A 23,561-nucleotide genomic window follows, 5' to 3' on the forward strand; every position below is an offset into this window, starting at 1 on the left:
AACCATACGAATCGCCCGCTGACGGACTTCGGGGGAAAAACGAGTATTTTTAGTCATCCTGTTTACCTCTTTCTCAGGGAGTTTAGTCTCCAGGATTTCCGGGGCGGTTCAAACTGTTTTGTCCGGGCGACACACCCCGGATTTTATTGTTTTTATTCTTTTTTGTTATTTCTGTGATAACCACAATTGCATGCGGATACACTGAGAAGAATGCCACAGGAAATGTGCTGCTTCTGTTTCTCCTTCTGCTCCTTGCACACAGAAATACCCTCACATCCATTACAACGCTGTTATTTCTGTTCTGTTGTGCACTGTATGCGCCTGCGGGTATGACGTACGGTAAAATCAACAACAGTTTTATTGTCGCGTTGCTGCAGACCACGGCTGATGAGGCTGCAGAGTTTACCGGGATGATTCCTGTTTATCATTTTCTGGTCAGTGCCGCGATTCTGGTATTCATGGTGATTTTCTGGCGGACACACCACCGCGGTCACCGTAACTGGCTGGCACTGCTGCTGTTCGTATTATGCTCTGTAAACAGCTGGCCGTTGCGGATGGTTAAAGGAATTGTTGTGGGAACAACTGACACATTGCGTGAAATGCAGCGTTATAAACAACTGAGTCAGCACGGGGCTGACAACTGGAAAATCCTGCCGGGAACACCGTTGTATGACACGATTGTTATCGTTACTGGTGAGAGTGTGCGCAGGGATTATATGTCGGTATATGGCTATCCCGTGCCAACCACACCATGGCTGAATACGGCTCCCGGTTTATTTATTGACGGCTATACATCGGCAGCAGCCAGTACCGTACCTTCCCTGAGCCGGACACTGATTTATGACTATGAGCAGAACCCTGACTCCGGCAACAACGTGGTGGCGCTGGCAGCAAAAGCAGGATACAGCACATGGTGGATATCCAATCAGGGAAAACTGGGGGAGCATGATACACGCATCTCTGTTATTGCTTCTGATGCGGAGCATACCGTTTTCCTCAAGAAAGGCAGCTTTGCTTCCCGTAAAACGGATGACATGTTGTTGTTACAGGAAACAGAACGTGCACTGGCGGATAAATCCTCTCCGAAGGTGATATTCCTGCACATGATTGGCTCTCATCCGAATCCGTGTGACCGACTTAACTCCTGGCCGAATCATTACCTGGAGCAGTATCCCCGAAAGATTGCCTGTTACCTCGCCAGCATCAGTAAACTGGATAACTTTCTCGGTCAGCTTGATGGTATCCTTCGCCGGCACTCCCGTCATTTTGCCATGCTTTACTTTTCTGACCATGGTCTGTCGGTCAGCGACAGTGCTAATCCTGTTCATCATGATGGCCATATACAAGGAGGCTACAGCGTTCCCCTGATTATTACCGCCAGTGACATCACGTCTCATCAGTCCGTCAGCAGAAAAATCAGTGCCCGTCATTTCGCAGGTATTTTTCAGTGGCTGACCGGCATTCGTACTGAAAATATACCGCCATTCAATCCGCTGACAGACGAAGATAATGAACCCGTTATTGTTTTTAACGGAGACAGGAATGTACCGGCAGACAGTCTGAAACCACAGCCTCTGATTCTTCCGGACAGAAGATAATCATGTCGGTATGAATGTTATAATTAAGGACTGTGCAATAATAGCCATTCCATTCAGCCATCTTACGCTCGAAAACGATCGGTAAGATGGCTACTCACCATTCCTGCTCTAAACCTGCCGCCTCTCAAGACTATTATAAATAGCCTCAATCTCACCCTTCAGGTTATCACCGCAATAAACCATTGATGTATCGTATCGTTCATATCGCGCTTCCCGTGTCGCACTAAACCAGTTGAACGATCCCACGCACAGCAAACCATCATCACCAATAACAATTTTGCTATGAACACGGTTTACCAGCTTTGTAGCAATACCCAGCGCATTCAGTTTCTCCAGCGCCGCTTTAAAGTTCTGCTGCTTCTCTTTTCGCTTCTCAAAATCATTATGTTCAGTGTTGTAGCTTCTGTCAGTGACTATCGTGACGTTAATTCCACGTGAACACGCCGCAATCATGGAATCAAGAAAACCGGTTTGCTCCAGCCTTTGCCAGGTCAGCCATGGAGAAACTATCGTGATGTGTTTACTGGTATTTTCAAATGTCTGATTCAGGAAATTATCATGTTGCTCCACACCATGAAGTGTGTAGATTTTGGTCCCGGCGGTTTTTAAATCCTTACGCTCTTTATAATCAAAAGAGAGCGCATTCTTCTCTGACTCAAAGAGGTATTTTGCCAGTAATCCCCGTGGCGATGAGGCTGGCTGGACCTCAAACAGGTCCATATCGCCGAAGACCAGAAAACTGTCCTTCGCACGGGAGACTGCAACATTCAGCATGCTGTTATCGCTATCAATAAACCCGCCGTCTTCATGTTTTGAATAGACTGGCGAGAATATCACAATCGCTCTTTCCGCTCCCTGAAGAGAGTGCACGGTGCCCACTGTGAGCGACTTTTCATTCGTGCCTGTACTGATACCTTGTTTGCCCAGCACCTGTTTGATAGTGGATACCTGAGCGCTAAAAGGCGTCACAATACCGACAACTTCATGAAGCGATTTACCGTAATGCGCTTCAATATTTTGCTGGTTCTCTGCCAACCAGACCGCTATCGTTTCAGCCTCAAGCAAATTATATCGACTTCCACTACTTGCCAGCTCTCCTTTACCATCAATATGGAGATACCCCATTGCGGGCATTAAATTGCTCTCTTCACGCCCTCTTTTAGGCAACAACTTACCGTGATAGCAGAGCGTATTACAGTATCCAATAATATTGTCGTAGCACCGGCGGTGTTCATATAGGTACATACCACGAGCCAGTTCGGGATCATATTGATAGCGCGAAGCAAACTGCGCTATTTTCATAACGCTGCCAGATGCGGCACTTTTACCAAGGTCTGCGATTGCCGTATATTTCTCGGTAATCTCTTCTTGCGTACTGCCAGACAGAATTTTTTCCGCCAGCATGTTACCGATATCAATCGCAGGAGCAATACTCCATATTGGCGGGATCTGCTCCGTATCGCCAATCACTAATGCCTTCTTAGCTAATGCAAACGAGGCAGCAGCCACTTCAGGAAGCACCTGCCCGGCTTCATCGACAATGAGTAAATCGGCAAAATCATACAAATAACTTTTCTCGAATTTACGCTGTCCTTTGTGCTCACTTATCTGCATATTGCCGGGCAGCATATAGCATGTCATCACCACACATGGAGTGAGTTTCATTCGACGTTGCCAACGGGCGGTTACCCCTTTAGCGCCTTTTTTCTTCTTCTCTTCCTGCAGATCATCAATGCTGGCCATATCCATCAGCCAACGACCTTCCCAGTAGTGAGTCGTCAGTAAAAATGCAGGGAAGCGAATCTGCGTATCAGCCAGTTCATCGGCCTGTGAGAAGCTCAGTTCCTCGTCGCCCTCATACCCTAAATCAAGAGCCAGTCTCTGCCACTCCTGAACCGCCTGCTGTTCTTTAAGAATGATTTCATGGGCGGAGTCAATCTGCTGCCGGTATGTTGTTTGCTCGCGCTCAGCGGAATTGAGCAGCCCATCAATATTACGTTCGATAGTTTCAGGATCAGACCATTGATTTCCTGCAATCAGCGCACCTAATTTATCTTCGAGAAACAGCTGTATTTGGTACTGTCGCTTACTGCGAACCGCCGGAAGCCAGGAAAATAATGAATAGATCAGTGATTCACCGGCGCGATATTTTTTCCATTCCGTTTTAGCACTCTTCAGTAGAGTGATTTTTTGTTCTTGTCCGGAAAGTAATTTATTTAAATTATTGAGATATTGCTCAATATCATTAGCAATAAGCTCACGCGCAGCCCGAATCTGGCTTAACTTTTGCCATGTTGCGTTCAGTCTTATCAGTTGCTCGGATTTTGCTGCCAACTGACCATGCAGGAGTTCAATGACCTTTTCAGGGGATGAACACTCTTTTTCAGGAAAGGCTGCCTTAGCCTTTTCCAGATAAAACAGCAGTGCATCTTCTACATACTCTTTTGACTCAACCTGGTTGAAGAAATCTTCAGTTTGATATTTTTTGGCTGCTTCAGCTTTACGGCTGCCTGAGGGAAAATAAGCGCCGAAGCTTTTCAGCTCTGGCAACCATCGCCCGGCCATCGCACCTGAACCTTGCGAAAAGTCTTTCCCGAATGCCTCAATAATGTTCGTTACAGCCTGGTTATTCGTTGAAGTCGCGATAATAACCGGAGGCTCAGATTTTTCGAGAGCCGCTCTGGCCCACTGCGTGGCGATGATAGAAAGCACCAGCGTGGTTTTTCCGGTTCCAGGAGGGCCATTAACAGCAAGGATATCGCCATGTTTAGCATCCAGAAAATGGCTTAAGGCATCGCGCTGAGCCTTTGCCAGCGGAAACTTATCTCCGGAGTGTCCAAGCCTGTCGCTGAATTTTGCTCCAGGGGCCAGCAAAGACTCTGCAGCATGAACCTCTCGCGAGGCGAATCGATTGAAGAGCGGCACATCCTTATTGCAAACAAGCAGGTGATCATAAAGAGAAAGGATATGGAAACTGGCACCGCCAGATTGCGCCGTTTTAACAATATAACCGTGCTCAGCGAGTTCATATTGCTCAGGATTTTTAATCCAGTCGCCGGCAACGTTCTTCAGCAGCCTCTCTGAATCATCCAGATATTGACGCCACTCCTGCTGCAAGGCTGCATATCGTTCTTCCCGTTCTTCATCCGTTTCGGCAGTCTTATCAACGCTGTCATCAAAGTTGATAGAGAACGTGGTATGGGTCGTCTTGTATTTGTCATACTGCCCAATCTCACCAATCGAAAATGCTCCTTTTGGCAAAGGTTCAAGCAGGTCTCTGGGAATGGAGGTCGCTGGCGTCGGATATAAAAAACCCTCACGGCTTAGCAAGGCTGGCGTCACTATCGGGGTAACAATATCAGGCGCACCTGCAGAACGGTCCTTACCATGCTGCAGTAACCGGAAATAAACTTTTGGGCGCAAGATGACATCGACCGTTTCGACATCGTCTTTTTCTCCCTTAAAAAATTTACTGACAATCGCTTCGTCAAGACGTCCCGCCGCTATCCCATGCCAATGAGTGAAATTTTTGGCGTCTTTCCGTTCAAAACTGCCCTTTCCTGACTCAGCGTCCGCAAGCGAGTTGCGCCAGTATGAGGCAAACCCTAAAGCATTTTCATCCATTACCAGTCCTATGACTCAATGAAATCCATTGATTTATCGAATATAAAACCACCATATGGACAACTATTGTCCATATTGAAAAAGTTGGATGCAATGTTTTGTTTATAATTCGGTATCAAATGTACTGGTTGTACAAGGTTCAGAACGCAAGCACATTCAACAGTACGTCAGGACTATTGATTTCATAACAGTGAATACATTTTTTACCGTTTATAATGACTGCCTGCGTTGGACAAGGATACCAGAACAGCCGAAAACACCGGGGGTTATTACCTGCTCTCATGGAAACCAGATATTCCTGGTGCTAATCACAGTCATAAATAGCCTGAAGAACATGACGAAGGGACTTTAATGGAAGCCGGAGTAACTTGCCAGAACATCAATCTTCGTCATCATTTACAAAGAAAAATAATCAGTTAAAGCAGTCCGGGCAATCAGCCCGGACTGCTTACTATTTTAATGGATTGTTAATCTTTGCATATTCAAACGGGCTGATACCCTTATCTCTGTTCGCATCCAGAAAATCTGCCCACCACTGTAGCATCAGTCGACGTTCTTCCAGATGTTCTGCTTTATGGATATACGCAGCACGTACACCATTACGCTCCTGATGGCTCATCTGACGTTCCACAGCATCGCGGGACCACAAACCTGATTCAATCAATGCACTGCACGCCATCGCCCGGAATCCATGGCCACAGACTTCCTTGGTTGTGTCATACCCCATCACTCTGAGGGCCTTATTTACGGTATTTTCACTGATTGGTTTACGCGGGTCATGTGCTCCCGTAAAGATCAGACCATTTTCACCAGCCCATGTCTGAAGTTCTGTCAGTATGGCTACAGCCTGTTTGCTGAGTGGCACAAGATGTGGTGTTCGCATCTTGGAGCCCCGGTGTGAGAATTTTACCCCTGGCAGAGGTTTGCGTTCGGCTGGAATAGTCCACATTGAATTGTCAATATCAATTTCAGCCCAGCGGGCATATCTGAGTTCACTGGAGCGAATAAAAACCAGTAAATTCAGCATAACAGCAAGCCGGGTGACAGGCTGACCTTTATAACTGTTAATACGCGACAGAAGTTCAGGCAGACGTGAAAGATCAAGAGCGGGGCGATGCTGTCGTTTTACAGAGGTCAATGCGCCAGCCATATCCAGAGCAGGATTATATCTGATGATGCCAGACTGTACGGCATAACGCATTACAGCAGATATTCTTTGCTGCAGACGACTGGCGATTTCATAAATTTGTTTAGCTTCTGCAGCACGAACAGGGATAAGCAGGTCCGGGGTATTGAGTGTTGTGATGTTCCGGTTGCCGATAAAGGGGAAAACGTGTGTTTCGAGGCTTTTGAGTACCTTATCGCTGTGTGATTGTGCCCATTGTTTATTACTGGCATGCCAGCGTCGTGCAATATGTTCAAAAGAGAGTTGTAAATCAGGGACTACTTTTTTAGCTCTTTTCTGTTCGCAAGGGTCAATCCCCTCCGAAATCAGTTTTCGGGCCTCATCCCGTTTTGTACGAGCTTCGGAGAGAGAAACCTCCGGGTATACACCAAGTGCCAGAGTTTTCTCCTTACCCAGAATGCGATAACGGAGACGCCAGTAACGGGAACCATTAGGATGTACCAGCAGGAACATGCCAGCCCCGTCAGTGAGTTTATAAGCCTTGTCAGTGTGCTTTGCAGCCCGGATTTTTGCGTCAGTCAGTGCCATAGTTCAGCCTTCTGAATGCGTTAAAGAGGGTACAAATTCTGTCGAACTGGGGTATACCCGCAATTATACCCACACAATGGGGTTGATGTGGGGGGAGTCTGGTTGAGTTCGGTAGAATTGATTTGGCGGCAGGACGCTTAAATCGTGGCGTCCTAAAACGAAAAACGGACCTCCGTGGAGGTCCGTTTATATGAATTTGGTGCCCGGACTCGGAATGAAACTGGTTATATAACCAATTGTTTTGTATCGACTGTTTTATCCTTGTTCTTTTTGAGGCCACCAATGAGGCCCCCATGTGCAATTCGAATTCTTTTGACGCTATAATCCCTCTTTCTTGTGGTTTGTTGTAATCATTTTGTCTGGTTCGATATGCTGAATCGCGGAATCGAAGTGACAACAAAATACAGAGATTTATAAAATACCTGGCTACCTGTGTTAGGGAGCGTTAACGCACAGATTTTGTTTATGGCTGCCAGAAATGATCTGATGGTTTGTCGTCTGGCTCTGCAAGTACCCTGTTGATATCCCGGGAACCATGAACGATACGTTCGATACGAACTTCAGTATCCAGTACCCTGAACAGCAGAAGGTAACGACCATACGAACAACCTCTGATCCCAGCCCCTAACTCGGGTCTTTCTCTGTAGAGTACTGGCGATTCGGCTATCAACAGACATTGTTGGTAAAGCTCTTCGGTAAAACTGATTGCACGGACAGGATTATCCTGAGCGATCCAGTCACCTATAGCTTCAAGATCGTGTTCTGCTAATGGTGAAACAGTCAGTTTCATATTGGCTGTTCACCTTCTGCCATCTTTTTGTATTTGTGCGTCAGTCGCCCGAATACCTCTTCAGCACTTTTACTTTCACCGCTGTTGATGCCTGCGGCCACGGCGCTCTGGAGTGATTCAAGCTTTATCTGCTGTTCCCGTTCTTCCAGAGCACGAAGTCCGGCACGAATGACTTCACTTGTATTGTTGTACCGACCACTTTCTATTTGTTCGCGGATAAACGTTTCAAAGTAAGGACTGAGGGATACACTGGTAGGCATGGTTATTTTCTCGCCGATTGATTACTATCAATTAATAATAGTTAATATTCGCGAATTGTAAAATACCTCTTTTATGCCTTGCGGCTTTTGTTCACTGTGCTTGCCAGGGCTTCCGGGTAGTGTCTGGCAATAATATCATTAAGCCTGTCAACCAGCTCTGGTTTCCTGAACGTGATGTGCGCGGAGCCCTTCTTAAAGTATCTGATGCTGAACATCTCATCTTCATAGTCCTCTTTACCCTGAACAGACTGGATGTGATCATCCAGATGAATGGTGATGTTTTCCCGGTTGTCGGGGATCGGTTTGCCGCTGAACAGGTGCAGCATTCTTTCCAGATCGGCAAGTCGATCGGCCTGTTGTCCGGTGATAAGATGAAACCCCCACCGGTCCCACCTCACCAGATTGTTGACGATAATTTTACTGCCAAATTTGCAGGGTGAATTGGTTTTGTAATTCCAGCTCAGTCCTCTGAAAACGTTGAGCACCCCTCGCTCAAACACTTCATCTTTGTTCTGGTGCAGTTGTTCAAACGTGCTCAGGATATTTGCTTCGCTGATTTCCGGAAAATTATCGTACTCCAGTGACCGGTACCATGTATCACGGGCTTGTGCATCCATTAATGACAGCATCCCTGAACGTTGCATCAGATCACGCCAGATTTCGCGGTCAAGGTTGCGGGTGATGGCTTTCATTGCGGTTTCCGGTTTTTCCATCAGCCAGCAACCGCAGCGAAAATCCTGTTTCATGGCCCAGTCCAGTGCAGTTTTACCTCCGATGCTTTCCGTCAGCACCGAGATTTCTGCCAGTTGCCGGATAAGTGTGTCGATTTGCAGCAGCGCACTCTTTCGTACAGCCAGAATGTGGCGGATGCTGGTTGAGCCGATAACGTCCGTATGCCCGTTGACCACTTCCGGACGGGGGGCTGTGATTTCAGACATAATCGATATTCCTTTTTGCAGATAAATGAAAACGCCAGCCCTGTTCAGGCTGGCGTCAGTGGAATGAAGTCTGGTGAGTAAGACTCACCGGTTCTGTTGCAGAAGCTGCAACTGGCGCAGGATACGGATATCCTCCCTGGCCTGTTCGATACAGGGCAACAGTGCTGCCGAATCCGTTCTATCCTCATCGTTGTCAAAGATAATTCCCGATTCGCAGTCGATATTGTCCTGTAGCCACGCAATCAGAATATCCAGTGCGGTTTCCGTGGTTAATGATTTCATGTTGTTCCTGGTTACCAGTCGAAAGTGGGCAGGTCCGGCAGACATTCAGCGCTGGCATCCAGATGAATGAGACTGACGCCATAACGTCGGGTAAGTGTGACAACCAGACGACGGAACGTTTTTGACAGGCCCAGGCGCTTAAGCCGCAGAACCGGGTATGACCACGCATCGGTACGTAACAGATATCCGCTACCTGTGAAATGAATCCATTCTGATTCGCCGGTGCCATTCGTCTGATGTGACAGCGAGTACAGCCAGGCGTTGTCCTTTGCCGTGATATGCGCGGTACTGCAGCGTATGCCGGTAAGGGCCGCCGCAGATGATGGCGTGCGCTCTGCTGATGTCCGGTCAGATTCATCAACAACACGAAGGGAGTAACCGTTATCGCAGACCACGTTAATCAGTTCAGCGAGAGTAACACCATCGACGTCAACGACAATGCGCCCCATGTTCAGTGCCTGCACGTTAATGCTGTCGGCTTCCAGCGTCAGGGCCAGTTTCATTGTTTCGCCCCCGGATGTTTACCCAGGGTAATGTTATTTACCGTTCTGTAATTGTCGCGGGCCATCAGGCCGGTTGCCCGGCGGGCCCGGAGGATATCAATACTGTTTATTAACTGAGAACGGGTACAGGCGCTGAATCCTGGCTGGTCGGTACGTACCAGTGCGTATTTTTCAACGAGAAAGTTCACCGCATCGCACAGTGAAATGCCTGCCTCAATATGCTGCTCAATCACACGTTCATCAGCGAACGGTGTGTCATTCAGTGTGAGGCCGTAATGCTGGTCCAACAGTCGGGTGAGCAGTGTCTGCCAGATGGTGACGGGAGACGGGCAGCGCGATGCCTCCCGTACGTGTGTGTCAGGTAATGTTTTCATCTTAAGTTCTCTGTAACTGGTAGTGCTAAAGGTGAGATATTCGGGGTTATGAGGTGGTTGCGGGTGCCAGTGTCGGATAAACAGCCATATAAACGTAACCACAACTGCTGAGGGTATCGGCTTTGCAGGTCAGCCCTTTTGCATACAGCGTGACGGTATGCTGATGGCGGGGATTCAGTTCACCGCTGGTGAGCATGAGTTCCAGTTGTTTCATCAGCAGCGGAAAGGCCTGGTCCAGATGGTACGCATCCGCGTCGCTGAACCGGCCTCTGATACCGGCGCGGTCTGCAAGGTAATGCAACCGGTTACCCTCCTGCACCAGACGTGCCCCAAAACAGGGCGTCACGGTGCAGGGTAGCCCCCACCAGGGGCGGTCGTTGTTATCGTCGGGATGCGTTGTCCCGGGGAGAGTGTCTGACACGATAAAATCCTCACAGAAAATTGGTTAAGAATGGTCCGGTGGTGGCGATAATTCTGCTCTTCTGAATGCCCTTCCAGACTCAGTTCAGGGTGACGCTCATCAGCCGGACATACGGGCCAAAACTGTCCTTACGGCGTTCAGCAAACACGGCCAGCACACCGGGAATATCCTGCACTTCACGACCGGTATACGCTTCAGCACTGCCGTGCCAGCGGTATTTGCCGGTACAGAACGGAAAAAGACGGGATGCCGGATGCTGACGGTGAATACGCATGGCTTCGCCACGGGTGATGATTTTCATAGTGGGATACCTCTGAAGACAGAAGATAAAAGTGAAAACAGGTGTGATATGGTTGTGGCGGTGACGGGTTAAAGCAGACCGTGTTCCGCAAAGGAGAAAACCTGGTTGCCACCAACTATCAGATGGTCCGGTACCCGGATATCCACCAGGGCCAGTGCCTGTACCAGGCGTTCCGTGATAAGGCGATCTGCCTTACTGGGGGTGACTTCACCGGACGGGTGGTTGTGTGCCAGTATCACGGCAGCGGCATTGTGGTACAGGGCACGTTTAATTACCTCCCGGGGATGGACTTCCGTGCGGTTGATGGTGCCTGTGAAGAGGGTTTCACCGGCAATCAGCTGATTCTGGTTGTTCAGATACAGTACCCGGAACTCTTCCCGCTCCAGTCCCGCCATGTTCAGAATCAGCCATTCCCGTGCCGCATGCGTGGAGGTGAAGGCCACACCGGGTTCATGAAGATGGCGGTCCAGGGTTTTCAGGGCCCGCAGAATGAGGCTGCGCTCGCCGGGCGTCATCTCTCCGGGCAGAAAGGAAAGCTGTTGCATTGTGCTTCTCTCCATTCAGTCGATGATGCGCATAATGGCGTTGCATTCCGGATGCTGCAGGGCGTAATCCCGCAACCGATAATAATGGACCGTCATGGCATAATTCTCTGTACGACAGGCGTGATGACTGTACGCCATCAGACAGGCGGCAATGCCGGCGGCTTCCGGGCTCATTTCAGCGCGGTTGCCGTTCATGGCATTGAACAGTACCCATGTTTCGTCATCATCGTCATCCGGTTCGGGTACCATAAATGCCCCACCGTTGTTCAGGGTGTACAGATTCCAGATACCACCGCAGTAGTCTTCGCAAAGACGGTCCATCCAGCCGAAGACACGGGGCTCCAGGGTCACCCACTGTGGAATGAGGCCAAAATGTTGCGGCCAGAAACTGATGCGCTGTTCATCAGGGACGGGAGTGGCAACCAGTTGAGACTGGTTATTCCCTGGTGCAGTGGTTACGGAAACAGAAGGCGTGGTGGAGCTATGCGAAAAGGTTGTCATGAGATGATTCCTTATAAAAAGTAAATGAATGGAAGAATGCCCGGGGACTGGTACAGACGTGAGTCAGGGTTGCACTTTCAGGGAAACAGCATCAGCGCATGCTCTCCAGCAGCGTTTCTGCCATCACCCACAATGCGCGATTGAGCTTAATGTCCGTGTCGATGCTGTGAATGGCACGGGTGTGGATACGTTTTCCTTTAGCGCTGCGACCAGAAATCCCGCCTTTCAGCATATTTTCCTGGATGGTCTGATAAGCACTCCACAGGTCCTTACCGTAATCCTCCCGGCGTCGTGGCGTCAGAATGTCGGCGGTGGTGACGGGCTGATGTTCGTCACCATAACGGTAAGTCAGTGCCGCCTGTGCCAGCGCCTGGCGTGCCGGTGGCGGCAGGACCAGCGACTGCATGGCATCACGCTTTTCCTCAATCCGGTCAAAAACGCCCACCACTTCGTAAGCCCCTTCAATGACTCTGTCCACCACATTTCCCCGGTGCGGAACACGCACTTCCCCCAGAGACTGACCACAGACGCAGCCGTTCTGGCAGACGAACCTGAAGTAACCCGGCAGCATCTGGTAGCTGGAGGTACCGTCATGGGAGTTCAGCAGGATGATTTCAGGGACATGTTGTCCGTTTATCTCCCCGTCACGGCGCAGACGCAGCATGTGTTTGGTATACCCCCGGCGGCCCGGGTCACGTACGCGGGTCTGGCAGGCAAAGAAGGGCTGAAAGCCTTCCCGCTGCAGGCTTTCCAGCACGGTGATGGTGGGGATCCAGGTATAGTTCTCGCTTCTGGATGTGTGCTTATCTTCCCCGAATACGCTGGGGACGACCTGCATCAGTTCTTCGCGAGTTAAGGGGCGGTCACGGCGTATCTGGTTCGCATAACCAAAACGACTTGCTAATCGCATGATTTGCTCCTTATGAATGAGTTAGCGATATAAATGAAAAAGCCGCGCCTCCCGGAGAAGACGCGGCCTGATGGATGAAATGAATGACGTTTATTGTCTGAGAAGCCCTTCACTGGCGAGCCACACATTAAGCTGTTTTCCGGCATCGGATTCAAAATTCCAGTACCGCCAGCGCAACTGACCTTCAGCATTACGGATAACCAGCCGGAAATGCGTTCCCTGGTCATCTTCAATAAGCACATTGCGGTAAGCTGTTGTGACGGCAACCGCCTGTTCGCGTGAGAAAGGGCCTTCGGGCAATTAAACAGGGTGACAGTCCGACATACCGGCTATTTTCCGATAAATTCAACGCTGGCACCGGTGGCATTACCGTCAGCACCAACCGTGACGGTCACTTTGTCGTACGCACGGTCTTCAGGATTGAACACTTCAAACTCAACCTTATTGCCTTTTACTTCGTAAGAGCCAAAATCAGCGGTTTCTGTTGTTTCCTCGTCATATTCCCGGGCGTATGCCAGCCGGGCAGCCTGCAGGACGGAATCTTTATTAATGGCGGGTGTCTGTTTCGGGGAAAAACCGGCAAGTGATGTGACAAATTTCGGACAGACCTTCAGCATATCACCGCGGGTGAATTCCATTCGTACACCAAATGCCTGTAAAACGGACACATCACGCTCTGCTATGGAGTGAACGGCTTTTTTGACCATTTCCGGCGCCTGTCCGACTTCCACCTCAACAGCCCTGAATCCTGTCTGCTGATTACACATTTGTGATGTGGGGATCAGGTTACCGTTAATACTGATACGGCTGCCCAGGAGCGTCTGTACGCCATTCGGGCATCCCTGCATCAGGCCGGTAATACCAATCGTGCCATTTTTCAGCATTACCAGCGCCTGACCATCTTCCGTCATGGTCTGACACCAGCCGTTTTTGACAGCCCAGTTACCGGCGGAGGTGGAGAAGGATGCCACAGTGAACAGCAGGGGAAAAAGCATTCTGGTATTCATGACTGACCTCTGAAATTAAAGAGCGTGTTATTGATAATGACAGACGGTATACGGCAGTGGTTACCGTAATCCGTTGTCGTGTAAAGGTATACGGTTGCCACGGGGGACTCCGGGGCGCTCAGAACAGGTGATCCCACAGTGTGACCAGTAGGTGGATAATGCGGGCCCGGGCTTTACGCAGAAGCTGTAACATCCAGGCCGGAAAACTGAACCGGGCAACGGCGTCGTCAAAACTTTTCCCGATGGCGTCACCAAAAGTCTGTTGTGCGTGTTTCCGGGCCTGTTCAGAGCGGTTTTCCCCCCGGATATGTGAATAAACCGCGCTGGTTGCCTGTGGTGGCAGTGCGTGGATCATCAGTGACACCAGTGCCGGAAGATTCCAGCCGACAGGCGCTGCAACGGAGAGTACCGGAAATGATGACGGGAACAGGGTGGCCACCCGGGCTGTTACTGTCGCCAGTGAGAGTTCCTGCTGACGGGACGGGCATTTTTCTGCGTCGTTCCATTCTTCAGCAGGAAACACGCGATCGGCATGGCTGAGAACAAACAGAAAACGCGAGGGATCTGCACCTTCATTCAGTAAAAACTGATGCATGGCAATATCAGCAGCATACGCACGTTCATCAGCCCGCAGGATCCAGATAATCAGATCCAGTTCCGGCAGTAACTGACGGTAAAGCTCCCGGTATTCCTGATCATGCTGCGGTGTTTCACCAATGCCGGGCAGATCGACCAGCGTCATTCTGCGTTCACCAATCTGCAGGGTGAGGCGATGAGCCTGGCGGGTGCAGCCGTTCAGGGGATGCGTGGCGCAGATACGGGACTGAAAAATGGCATTACACAGACTGCTTTTGCCGGTGCCGGATTTACCCATAATGCCAATCACGGGCTCGTAATGAATAACACCGTGGAGATGTTCAAGGATTTTCTGGCGAATTTCTTCAGGAAGAAACGTCAGATATGATTTCACTTGTGCGGAGAGGGAAGAATGGCTGAATGACATACCGGTATCCTGTTGATTTCACTGAACCGGATCACACTAATCCGGTTTATCATTCAGGTAATATGGGCGTGAAAAAATCTGGAGTGACAAAGTGTGGAGGGAAGAGATGACTGCACAACAGATTGATGCATTACGCGACATTGTTAATAAGGCCAGAGTTACCGCCATTTGTAAAAGTCCGGCCTGGAAATATACTCTGCGAATACTGAAGCGCAGCAGACTCGTGTACAGAGGAGAACGGTCAGAATCGTTTGATCCGGAGAAACATTTTAATCGTTATACGGTGCGTTATCTGTACCTGCTTAACATAATGGCACTTGAGCTAAAGTCAGATACACGGATTAAGGTTGAGGTAGGTCAATGGTATCGCATGACGGGTAAACGTTTATCACTTAATGTCCCGCCTTTTATGCTGATTCCGCGTAATATCCGGAGAAAAGTGGATGGATTCAGACAATCAGAAGGCGAAGCAACAAAACAAACGGCTCAACCGTTCACGGGCAGTTTGTATGAGGTTTTGAGCAGGGATAACGATTCGGCTGAGCTGGACGCCTGGTTTGCTGAACCACCGCTGACACGACAGGAAGTGCGGGAGGGGAGGCGTGTCACAGATTTTAATCCATGGGCGCAGTCTTCGTTTATTTGCCGTTCAGCATCCCCGACGTTTGAACTTTTTTACCAGGAATATAAGCGACTGGGATTAAGTGTTTTTTTTGATCCGGAAAATAGAAAACCTTTTGAAAGTATAAAAAAACATTTCGGGGATAAACCACAGTTACTGGAGAGACTGGGGGATGTGTTGTTTTTCACGTCGCTTTATAACCAGGGATGTTTAGGGGAGTTTGTCAATGCGCTTGTGGAAAAGGAGGACATTTATCTGAAAGCGTCCCCCGGGGAAGAAAAGCTGAAAGCACACCAGAAAATGATTAACTACATTGAAGAGTTCTGCAACAAAATGACGGAAAAGTATCTGATATCCGCAGCCAGGAGACACTACCAAAAGAAGAAAATCGGCAGGAGCAGAAGTGGTGAAAGTTAATACAGTCTGTGGTTCTGAATCACCAGCCTGTGGTTCTGAATCAGATGTTCCAGGACAGCCTGTTGTGTTGTTTTCAGTTCTCTGGTCAGTCTGTCCAGAGTACGTTTTGCATCTGATGATATTTTAACGTTGATTTGTACCCGCTTATCTTTTTTTCCGTCGGTAAACTGTTTTCGGAATGCATTGTGCATCTTGTCGAAAAATTTTTCTTTTGCGGCAACCCCATAGTGAAGTACTTTTGGCTGCTGTAAGTATGGTGTATCTGCGGGGAATAAAATTTTTAGTAAAACTACGATAGCAATGTATCTTTCGTTATCACTTACAGGATAAAACCAGGAAAGATACGTGTGCGGGATGCGTGCATTGATATATTTCCATGCCCATTCGAGTTGTTCTGTATTCTTTTTAAGCCATTTGGCTTCGTTTCTCTTTTCGATCTGCAGCCAGTTTTGATGCATTGTTGAGATGAAGCAATCTGATTGATTGTCAAGGATTAATGCATTAATCCATTTGCTTATAACATCCAGTCTCATTTCATGATCTGAAGGAATTGTTGTTATGGGTATACTCCCCGCAGGAATCAGCCCCATCATGGCTGTATTGAACCCTAATTCATTACGAACCCCAAGGAGTTTGGGATCTGTGTTAATTATAACTAACCAGAACCAGAATGCTGCAATTTCATTTTTTTTAACCCATTCAGGTATGTGATTATCTGTCAGTTGTTTATCATTCAACAAATACTCAATTGTTTCATTTTCCCAGCTATATCCATTCACGTTATAACCATCTTCATATTGTTTCATCTGATTACGCCTCAATCGCATTCTCTTCTGGTGATTTTCACTATCACATGGAAATCGAATATGCAAGGAAGTTAACAAAAAAACATTGCATCCGGACTTGTGTTCAAAAAGCAATCACTTCAAGGCTTGATCACTCTGTGAGATGCTGAAGAACTATTCTCTAACTATTCACGATCTATTCTTGATCTATTCATAATAAATTAAAACATGCTATCAACTACTGCTCATATCCTCCTTGGGTGTGTCGTTGTACTGTTCGACTGTTCTTGTGGTCAGATTAACAATCTGAAGAGTAAAAGCGACAGTAATCTGTCTGTTATAGTGGCGATAAAAACACTGAATGCGCATCCTGTATGTGAAATCCTGTCATGTGGAGCAGTAAGCAATGACAGGCATGCATGTTATATGTGAAGGGGGCCGGGAGACGACATAATCAGTATGGCTGTCATTCTGGTTGTAAAACGCGATCACTTTCCGGGGGTAAAAGATGATATGGAAGCTGACAAACGGTTTGCTTCGGATTGTCTTTTCTGGGGCCTGAAATACGGGGACAGAAAAATAATTCCAGAGTAAATCTGCTCCGTTTTCAGAACAAAAATCCCCATGCTGGCCGTGAAAAACTGAAACGAACATTCAGTCTGCATGAGTGTCTGAAGATGTTGAGAATGTCGGTATGATACTATATACACATGTTTTTATTAAGTGTTATATACATATCTTTTTAAATAGATAATTCTACACATATTTTACTAAGTGTTTTTACTAAGCATTTCAGTAAGTGTTATACACGTATTTTCTACTAAGTGTTTTACCAGACATACACATGTTTTCATAAACAATTCTACAAGTGTTTTCATTAAGTATTGTTATACACATTGCTTTGTCTGATACACATCCAGTTTAGTAAACCTGTCAGTCCTGTTTTTACGTTAACTAAAATCAGCTTAATGCTACTACAAAACAATCTTTCCTGTTTAAGCAATCAATATGATATTCTATTTTTCTGATGTTACATTTAACCTTTTATGAGTTTTCGTGTTTTTAGTCGTTAACCTGAGACAAGTGTTTTTATGTAAAACGCAAATCCGGCTGAGATAACCTGGCGTGATTTACTGTGTGCTTACGATGATTTTGTTAAATGGTTTTATGGATGATTTTGTAGCGATAAGATTGATGAGATGATTAACTGGCCCTGGTGTTTTTTCTCAGTGCAAGGTGATTATCTTCATCATAAGGCTCTTTTCAGAAAAAGCGTGATGATTGGTTCTGGTGTTTTGATTCAGATGAGATTTACGTTATCGATGGTTAATCGTTTTTATGGTGTGTTGAAAAGTAACGTTTTCAGGATAAGAAAATCGATTCTGATGTTGGTGGTTTTTGTTCTCGGGGCAGGGTTATCTGTAAACAGGTTTTAAACGCGCTATTCGGCTCTGTGATTGAGTTTTGTGGTTAAGCTGTAGGTTTTGGTATTGTTGTTGATTCACAGCAGCAGAAAGCGTTCTGATTGCGTTTTTGGTGTTTTGTTTGCACGTTCTGTTGATCCGTTTCCCTTCGGGCTTTGTAGTTTTTAAAAACCATTTATGCCGTTGTTGTGTGTTTTACCCTGCGTGTAGGTTTATCTTTTCTTCGTGGGGGATTCATTCTGTTTTAATCAGGAGCCATTGGCGTTGCTCAATGGCGGGATGCCGTAAAGTTTTACCGCAGTGATTAATGATGTGAAGTCAATCCAAATCAACGGAGATCTCTCATCATGAATCAACCAATACACAATGCTTACTGGTTATCCCGTTTTGACAGCCTTCTCGACAGTGCCCTAGTGCAGCACCGTGCCGTCTCGTTAATTCGGGTGGATTTACGTTTTCCTGAGTATATGCCTGCCACTATTATGGATACCGATTTAGATTCAGCAGTGATTTCTCGTTTTTTCGAATCCCTGAAAGCAAAAATTCAGGCTTACCAGCGGAAAAAACGACGTGCCAACAAGCGTGTGCGTGCAACCACTCTGCGTTATTTCTGGTGTCGGGAGTTTGGCAAGGAAAAAGGCAGGAAACATTATCACGTGATATTACTGCTCAACAAAGATACCTGGTGCTCGCCAGGGGATTTCATCGTTCCTTCTTCGCTGGCGACGCTGATCAAGCTGGCATGGTGCAGTGCTCTGCATCTCGAGCCCTGGCAGGGTAATGGACTGGTTCATTTTTCCAGGCGGACGCCTTTCCGTAAACCGACATCATCTGATGCTCGCCCTTCTTCCGATGATACGCCTTTGTCGGGTGGATGTTCTGAAACCAGGAAGGCTTCAGACAAAAAGCCGGGTGAAGCCGCTGTTCTCTGGGTCAAGCGTGGTGATGTGGAAGCGATGCAGAAAGCCATGGAGAGAGCCTGTTATCTCGTGAAGTATGAGACGAAGCAGCATGACGGTTCTGGGCAACGTAATTATGGTTGCAGTCGTGGGCCGGGGCGTCTACTGGATGGCAGGTGAGCCCTGTAAAACGGCATCCGGTGCCTGAGCATACGTCACGTAATTAACTGTCTTGACCAACAAAATTATGGAGTAACCTGATGGCAGGATTCATTACATTTCTTTGTTCTTTCTGAGTATCGCATTCAGGATGGTCAGCAGTTTGCGCATACAGGCTACCAGCACCGCCGTAGTCATTACGCCGATGCCTTTAATGTTGCTCAGGTGCTCAGCTGGTTCTTTAAAATGGTTCCGGATGTGGGTGTTCATCTTCCAGCGCTTTGATGATATTAATGTTTTTTTTTGCTTTGCGGGTGAGCCGGGTACAACCTGTTTTGCTCAGTAACTGGCATTGCGATCAACTGGTGTCTGCAAACGACTATGGCATTAAGAACCTGACGTTCTGCATCCGGCAAAGTCCGGATAAAGCGGTCTCGTTCCGGATGGTAATTAATAACTGCAGCCATCTGGGCAAAAAAACCGCGCATCATGCGGGTCAGTCTTCGCCAGATATCCCATCGCACGGGCAAAGTCACGAGCTTGCCTGGGGTTAACTACGGCGATCTCAAAACCTTCGGGCTGAAACGCACAGGTTATGGCGGCCTTCCATCAACACAAAGGCCATATCGTGCTGCCTCAGTTCAGCGATGATGAAATCAACGCCGTCAGCACCACTGGCAACAGAAAACCGTTCAATAGTGTTGCTGGCGGCAATATCCAGCGTTGTTTTGGACACATCGGTATCAACACAAAGTGGATTTGGCAGACTCATTATTGCCCATTCTTGCTAATGCGTTATGGAGTACGGACAACTGTTCGGGTTTCAGATGAGTGGCTCAGCGTATGCGCCATTTGCTTACATATGGGCTTAAACCCTAAGGGGCCCCAGGCTGCATACGCTTTGCCAAATCTGTTCGCTGCTCATGATAACGAAGAACCAGGATACAAGGTGGAAGATCCTCAACGCTCAGGGGCGCAATGTTCCCTGTGTTTCATGCCCCCATCGTTTGTTGCTGTGGTGCCAGACTTCTGAGGCACCTCCATGTCGTTTTGCTTTTGTCAGCATCATAAATGCGTCGGGACTGGTGAATGGATACAAGCCATTTTATTATCGACGTCAGCGAACATACTCACAATGTCGGTATATTTCTGAACTGAACAGTAAGTTTTGCGTTGATTACAGTATGCGAAGGAGGTCCATTACAATGAATCCCGATTATGTGCAATCCTTGCAGACATCCCACCACTTCCCAGCTGATTTAACCTACAGATTATTTCCTAGTGAGCTTGCGTATCTCATTGACGACTTATATGAAAGTACCCAACTTCCGTTGGAGCTCATTTTTAATACTGTACTGGCAACGCTCTCACTCTCCTGTCAGTCATTGGTTGACGTTGTTCATCCTCACACCAACATGCCGGAACCCTGCTCACTTTATCTGTTGGCAATCGCAGAGCCAGGCGCGGGAAAAACAACGATAAACAGACTGGTGATGAACCCCTGTTACGAATTTGCCGATCGACTCATTCAACAATACGAAGAGAGAAACAAAGATTATAAGACTGAACTACAGATCTGGAATACCCGGCAGAAAGCGCTTGCTGCCAATTTAAGAAAGGTTGTTAACCGGGGGTATCCGGGGGAACAGGAAGAAGAGGCGCTGCGTAATCACGAAAGAAATAAACCGACACGTCCGGTTCGACCGAATTTTATCTATGAAGATGTTTCGCTTAAAGCGCTTGTGGAAGGGCTCAATGAACATCCTGAGGCAGGGGTTATTTCTGATGAGGCGGTCACTTTTTTCAGAAGCTATCTGAAAAATTATCCGGGCCTGTTGAATAAAGCATGGAGTGGGCAACCGTTTGATTTTGGACGGGCTGACGAGAAATACCATATCGCGCCACGTCTGACATTTTCGTTAATGTCTCAGCCGGATGTCTTTACGAATTATATAAATAAAAATGACGTACTGGCGTGGGGAAGCGGATTTCTTTCCCGGTTTCTGTTCAGTCAGGTTGTAAGTTCTTCCTGGATACGTGATTATACGAGAGGTGAGTTCAGAACAATATCAACCCTGGAGAACTTTCATAAAAAGATTAACGGATTCCTGTTAAACCACAACATTAATTTCCCCGGCATGAGCACCGAAAGGAAGACATTAAAACTTGCGAAGAAAGCGTTGGGGGAGTGGCAGGAAAACCAGATTAAGATTGAAAGAAAAGCGCTTGCAGGCGGGGAGTGGGAACACATCAGAGATATTGTTCTGAAAGCAGGTTCTAATATACTGAGGATAGCTGGAATATTCACCTGCTATTGCTATAAAGATGCTGAGGAAATTGAATCAATTGCGCTTTTTAAAGCTATGCATCTCATGGACTGGTATCTGGAGGAGGCGAGCACAATATTTTATCCCATGTCTGCACGATGCCAGTTTGAACAGGATGCCTGTGAACTGTATGCATGGATTATGACCCGAATAAGGCAGAATAATTGGCGTGCTATCAGGAAAACAGACATTGAAAGATATGGTCCCAATCGACTGAGAAGAGCAGAAAAACTTACACCTGTACTCAATCAGTTAATCTGTCAGGGGTATTTATGTATCATCAGAATGCGATCGCATCAGGCACTTTATGTTTCTGTTTATTGTAACAATGGTTACCTCCTTCCTTTAGGCGCAATGTATTACGAACAGTTTGATATTGTTCTACCCGAGAATATTCATAAAGCGAAAGCATATCACGTTAATATTCCACCGGAATTAATTCCGTCATTTGCGTCACCTTTTTCAGAGTATAGCTTATTTTGAAATAACCTTACACAGATAAAACAAAATCAACCAACCTTCATTCGGAGGTTGGTGATAAGGCGTTTTGCATATCCTGCACCTATGCAAATGTTCACCAATTATGGGGGGGGAATGAGAATTTCTCTGAAAAAACCGCTACGGTAGCAACAGTAGCAGCACATGCACCACATCTGTGATTTAATTTTGTTTTCATAATGACCTGCTGTCAGAGCTGGTTGAATACAGGAGTGTGCGCACTGGTGGAAGCATGGCTTTCGTTTTTTATTGATCGAAAGTGAATCGAAAGATTATTTTTAACATAGATTAAAGCTAATCATTAACCATATTGTGTGAGTTTTCATATATAACTTCGTTTGATTTTCGTCGTGATGAGTGTAGGTGTATATGATAATGTCGGTCTCTGCCTGAATAACGAATGGTTATCACTGTTACTGAAAAGAGATGCTGTTCAAGTTTGCATTTCAATAGGAGAGTGAAGAAAAATGATTTGATATTTTTTCTGTAAGATAATGGTTTGTCATGTTCGTATTCAGAACGGATGATTTCTTATTTTTACTCATCAAACATGGATAATTTTAATTTAGGTTTATTACTATAATTAGTATCTACCCCTTTATTTATCATCCATCTCTGCCCTTCATTTTCCCTCTCTGTCTTTACACATTCCATTACTCTTATTCTCATCCAGTTATATTCACTCCCTTCCTTGTCTAATCTTCATTGTCACCATTATCATGGTATCCACCTTCTCCATTCCTCAATCATAACTACTGTAACTCATATGATACTCAGATAAGTTATTCTCTACTACGCTATTGCTGATATCCATCTGTTCCTGTTTTCAGTAAAATAATAATTTATTTTAATTTTATCCATCATGAGCTGTATTTGCTTAACAATGATTGTTTATCTGATATGTTTTAACCATTCTGGTAAATATCAATACTTCTGTCATCACTGATTAACTGAATGCTTACTCTTTAATAAGGTATCCATTATTCTGTAACGATTAGCCGAGCAGGGTAAATAACAGAATTAATAGAGTGAATTTCTGATTGTGTTTGTTCGTTCCTGATTATCTTGTATTTTAAATAAAATGAAAATTATCCATCCATGGTATGTTTCATTCTGGTACCGTGTACCCGTTAACGTTCATATCTTGAACATGAGTTGTTTTTAACAGATAAAATGAGTGCGTGTAAGTTTATTGGGTTACAGGTATCGTGTTGGCCTTGTACACGGTTTTTTAGAACCATTGAGAGCAAGTTTGTAATTTATGATGGTGATTAGTCGTAATATGTTTCTTGAACTTCTGATCGTGGGTTTTTATCGCATATTTTGCAGTATTTCGTGATGTTTATTGATTCTGTATTTTATTCACTCCTCGTTTATCTCATCTCTTTAGCTAATACCATCAGATAATCCATTTATTTCTGCACAACGCTACGTGTCGTTAATAACCGACGTATCCATTCTGTTACAGCATGCCTGATAAATACCGTCTGTAAGTTATTACCGTTTTAGATCTGATTATGAGCGAAAGCATTAATTCGTTTACAGCACGGCTTTGTTGAATAAATCAGATTTCGGGTAAGTCTCCCCCGTAGCGGGTTGTGTTTTCAGGCAATACGCACGCTTTCAGGCATACCTGCTTTCGTCATTTTGTTCAGCGCT

At 46.6% G+C, this 23,561-nt stretch carries 21 protein-coding genes and 1 pseudogene; 4 read left to right on the plus strand and 18 right to left on the minus strand.

The window, feature by feature from the left end; translation table 11 throughout:
• Nucleotides 1-146: 146 nt before the first annotated feature.
• A complete protein-coding gene (locus ACJHWT_RS22660; protein ID WP_220298798.1) occupies nucleotides 147-1,598 on the plus strand; it encodes a phosphoethanolamine transferase in 1,452 nt (483 codons plus the stop codon).
• A gap of 108 nt (nucleotides 1,599-1,706) precedes the next feature.
• Here ACJHWT_RS22660 and ACJHWT_RS22665 read toward each other — a convergent pair whose 3' ends face one another.
• From ACJHWT_RS22665 to ACJHWT_RS22740, 16 genes are all read right to left on the minus strand, one after another.
• A complete protein-coding gene (locus ACJHWT_RS22665) occupies nucleotides 1,707-5,222 on the minus strand; it encodes an AAA domain-containing protein (protein ID WP_021572001.1) in 3,516 nt (1,171 codons plus the stop codon).
• A 451-nt stretch (nucleotides 5,223-5,673) separates the two neighbouring features.
• Nucleotides 5,674-6,936, minus strand: a complete 1,263-nt coding sequence (locus ACJHWT_RS22670; protein WP_001218753.1) for a tyrosine-type recombinase/integrase — start codon at nucleotides 6,934-6,936, stop codon at nucleotides 5,674-5,676.
• A 463-nt stretch (nucleotides 6,937-7,399) separates the two neighbouring features.
• Nucleotides 7,400-7,726 (minus strand): type II toxin-antitoxin system RelE/ParE family toxin, encoded by a 327-nt coding sequence (locus tag ACJHWT_RS22675; RefSeq protein ID WP_000779483.1) that lies wholly within the window; start codon nucleotides 7,724-7,726, stop codon nucleotides 7,400-7,402.
• A complete protein-coding gene (locus tag ACJHWT_RS22680) occupies nucleotides 7,723-7,986 on the minus strand; it encodes a type II toxin-antitoxin system ParD family antitoxin (RefSeq protein WP_025492088.1) in 264 nt (87 codons plus the stop codon). Before ACJHWT_RS22680 ends, ACJHWT_RS22675 begins: the two co-directional genes overlap by 4 nt.
• A 71-nt stretch (nucleotides 7,987-8,057) precedes the next feature.
• Nucleotides 8,058-8,924: a DUF4942 domain-containing protein gene (locus ACJHWT_RS22685; protein ID WP_032153714.1), complete on the minus strand. Its 867-nt coding sequence runs from the start codon at nucleotides 8,922-8,924 to the stop codon at nucleotides 8,058-8,060.
• 84 nt (nucleotides 8,925-9,008) lie between these two features.
• Complete coding sequence (locus ACJHWT_RS22690) at nucleotides 9,009-9,206, minus strand: DUF957 domain-containing protein (protein ID WP_000839265.1); 198 nt, start codon at nucleotides 9,204-9,206, stop codon at nucleotides 9,009-9,011.
• Nucleotides 9,207-9,217: 11 nt separating this feature from the next.
• On the minus strand, nucleotides 9,218-9,709 hold the full coding sequence (locus ACJHWT_RS22695; RefSeq protein WP_023155722.1) for a DUF5983 family protein: 492 nt from the start codon (nucleotides 9,707-9,709) through the stop codon (nucleotides 9,218-9,220).
• Nucleotides 9,706-10,083: a TA system toxin CbtA family protein gene (locus ACJHWT_RS22700; protein ID WP_000854735.1), complete on the minus strand. Its 378-nt coding sequence runs from the start codon at nucleotides 10,081-10,083 to the stop codon at nucleotides 9,706-9,708. The genes ACJHWT_RS22695 and ACJHWT_RS22700 overlap by 4 nt, the downstream gene beginning before the upstream one ends.
• 46 nt (nucleotides 10,084-10,129) lie before the next feature.
• Entirely contained in the window at nucleotides 10,130-10,504 is a 375-nt protein-coding gene (gene cbeA / locus ACJHWT_RS22705; protein WP_032153712.1) for a type IV toxin-antitoxin system cytoskeleton bundling-enhancing antitoxin CbeA, read from the minus strand.
• Between the two features lie 79 nt (nucleotides 10,505-10,583).
• Nucleotides 10,584-10,805: a DUF987 domain-containing protein gene (locus tag ACJHWT_RS22710; protein ID WP_000692345.1), complete on the minus strand. Its 222-nt coding sequence runs from the start codon at nucleotides 10,803-10,805 to the stop codon at nucleotides 10,584-10,586.
• 68 nt (nucleotides 10,806-10,873) lie between these two features.
• Nucleotides 10,874-11,350 (minus strand): RadC family protein, encoded by a 477-nt coding sequence (gene radC, locus ACJHWT_RS22715; protein WP_001186715.1) that lies wholly within the window; start codon nucleotides 11,348-11,350, stop codon nucleotides 10,874-10,876.
• A 15-nt stretch (nucleotides 11,351-11,365) separates the two neighbouring features.
• Nucleotides 11,366-11,851, minus strand: a complete 486-nt coding sequence (locus tag ACJHWT_RS22720) for an antirestriction protein (protein WP_032153711.1) — start codon at nucleotides 11,849-11,851, stop codon at nucleotides 11,366-11,368.
• Between the two features lie 91 nt (nucleotides 11,852-11,942).
• A complete protein-coding gene (locus ACJHWT_RS22725) occupies nucleotides 11,943-12,761 on the minus strand; it encodes a DUF932 domain-containing protein (protein ID WP_001234693.1) in 819 nt (272 codons plus the stop codon).
• A 90-nt stretch (nucleotides 12,762-12,851) separates the two neighbouring features.
• Complete coding sequence (locus ACJHWT_RS22730; RefSeq protein ID WP_023155727.1) at nucleotides 12,852-13,061, minus strand: DUF905 family protein; 210 nt, start codon at nucleotides 13,059-13,061, stop codon at nucleotides 12,852-12,854.
• 29 nt (nucleotides 13,062-13,090) lie between these two features.
• Nucleotides 13,091-13,768: a hypothetical protein gene (locus ACJHWT_RS22735; protein WP_023155728.1), complete on the minus strand. Its 678-nt coding sequence runs from the start codon at nucleotides 13,766-13,768 to the stop codon at nucleotides 13,091-13,093.
• A gap of 118 nt (nucleotides 13,769-13,886) precedes the next feature.
• Complete coding sequence (locus ACJHWT_RS22740) at nucleotides 13,887-14,771, minus strand: GTPase family protein (protein ID WP_024166630.1); 885 nt, start codon at nucleotides 14,769-14,771, stop codon at nucleotides 13,887-13,889.
• Nucleotides 14,772-14,877: 106 nt separating this feature from the next.
• On the opposite strand from ACJHWT_RS22740, the gene ACJHWT_RS22745 reads away from it, so the two are divergent.
• Nucleotides 14,878-15,810: a hypothetical protein gene (locus ACJHWT_RS22745; RefSeq protein WP_023155730.1), complete on the plus strand. Its 933-nt coding sequence runs from the start codon at nucleotides 14,878-14,880 to the stop codon at nucleotides 15,808-15,810.
• Here ACJHWT_RS22745 and ACJHWT_RS22750 read toward each other — a convergent pair.
• Nucleotides 15,807-16,616: a hypothetical protein gene (locus tag ACJHWT_RS22750; protein ID WP_032153709.1), complete on the minus strand. Its 810-nt coding sequence runs from the start codon at nucleotides 16,614-16,616 to the stop codon at nucleotides 15,807-15,809. The two genes, ACJHWT_RS22745 and ACJHWT_RS22750, sit on opposite strands and share 4 nt — an antisense overlap.
• Before the next feature lie 1,750 nt (nucleotides 16,617-18,366).
• Between ACJHWT_RS22750 and ACJHWT_RS22755 the strand changes: the two genes are divergently transcribed.
• Nucleotides 18,367-19,098 (plus strand): inovirus Gp2 family protein, encoded by a 732-nt coding sequence (locus ACJHWT_RS22755; protein ID WP_410232362.1) that lies wholly within the window; start codon nucleotides 18,367-18,369, stop codon nucleotides 19,096-19,098.
• 153 nt (nucleotides 19,099-19,251) lie between these two features.
• Here the strand turns inward: ACJHWT_RS22755 and ACJHWT_RS22760 are convergent.
• Nucleotides 19,252-19,849: pseudogene (locus ACJHWT_RS22760) on the minus strand (transposase); the annotation flags it as partial.
• Between the two features lie 433 nt (nucleotides 19,850-20,282).
• Here ACJHWT_RS22760 and ACJHWT_RS22765 point away from each other — a divergent pair.
• On the plus strand, nucleotides 20,283-21,887 hold the full coding sequence (locus ACJHWT_RS22765) for a YfjI family protein (protein WP_001067608.1): 1,605 nt from the start codon (nucleotides 20,283-20,285) through the stop codon (nucleotides 21,885-21,887).
• Nucleotides 21,888-23,561 lie beyond the last annotated feature (1,674 nt).

The organism is Escherichia sp. WS338 (genome assembly GCF_046486405.1).
GTDB classification, from domain to species: Bacteria; Pseudomonadota; Gammaproteobacteria; order Enterobacterales; family Enterobacteriaceae; genus Escherichia; species Escherichia coli.

Bases quoted from the DNA above. Each gene is read 5' to 3' on its own strand.
- ACJHWT_RS22740 (WP_024166630.1), bottom strand. From the start codon at position 14,771: ATGTCATTCAGCCATTCTTCCCTCTCCGCACAAGTGAAATCATATCTG.
- ACJHWT_RS22735 (WP_023155728.1), bottom strand. From the start codon at position 13,768: ATGAATACCAGAATGCTTTTTCCCCTGCTGTTCACTGTGGCATCCTTC.
- ACJHWT_RS22665 (WP_021572001.1), bottom strand. From the start codon at position 5,222: ATGGATGAAAATGCTTTAGGGTTTGCCTCATACTGGCGCAACTCGCTT.
- ACJHWT_RS22700 (WP_000854735.1), bottom strand. From the start codon at position 10,083: ATGAAAACATTACCTGACACACACGTACGGGAGGCATCGCGCTGCCCG.
- ACJHWT_RS22745 (WP_023155730.1), top strand. From the start codon at position 14,878: ATGACTGCACAACAGATTGATGCATTACGCGACATTGTTAATAAGGCC.
- ACJHWT_RS22670 (WP_001218753.1), bottom strand. From the start codon at position 6,936: ATGGCACTGACTGACGCAAAAATCCGGGCTGCAAAGCACACTGACAAG.
- ACJHWT_RS22710 (WP_000692345.1), bottom strand. From the start codon at position 10,805: ATGAAAATCATCACCCGTGGCGAAGCCATGCGTATTCACCGTCAGCAT.
- ACJHWT_RS22725 (WP_001234693.1), bottom strand. From the start codon at position 12,761: ATGCGATTAGCAAGTCGTTTTGGTTATGCGAACCAGATACGCCGTGAC.
- ACJHWT_RS22675 (WP_000779483.1), bottom strand. From the start codon at position 7,726: ATGAAACTGACTGTTTCACCATTAGCAGAACACGATCTTGAAGCTATA.
- radC (WP_001186715.1), bottom strand. From the start codon at position 11,350: ATGCAACAGCTTTCCTTTCTGCCCGGAGAGATGACGCCCGGCGAGCGC.
- ACJHWT_RS22695 (WP_023155722.1), bottom strand. From the start codon at position 9,709: ATGAAACTGGCCCTGACGCTGGAAGCCGACAGCATTAACGTGCAGGCA.
- ACJHWT_RS22750 (WP_032153709.1), bottom strand. From the start codon at position 16,616: ATGAAACAATATGAAGATGGTTATAACGTGAATGGATATAGCTGGGAA.
- ACJHWT_RS22765 (WP_001067608.1), top strand. From the start codon at position 20,283: ATGAATCCCGATTATGTGCAATCCTTGCAGACATCCCACCACTTCCCA.
- ACJHWT_RS22680 (WP_025492088.1), bottom strand. From the start codon at position 7,986: ATGCCTACCAGTGTATCCCTCAGTCCTTACTTTGAAACGTTTATCCGC.
- ACJHWT_RS22720 (WP_032153711.1), bottom strand. From the start codon at position 11,851: ATGACAACCTTTTCGCATAGCTCCACCACGCCTTCTGTTTCCGTAACC.
- ACJHWT_RS22690 (WP_000839265.1), bottom strand. From the start codon at position 9,206: ATGAAATCATTAACCACGGAAACCGCACTGGATATTCTGATTGCGTGG.
- ACJHWT_RS22685 (WP_032153714.1), bottom strand. From the start codon at position 8,924: ATGTCTGAAATCACAGCCCCCCGTCCGGAAGTGGTCAACGGGCATACG.
- ACJHWT_RS22755 (WP_410232362.1), top strand. From the start codon at position 18,367: ATGAATCAACCAATACACAATGCTTACTGGTTATCCCGTTTTGACAGC.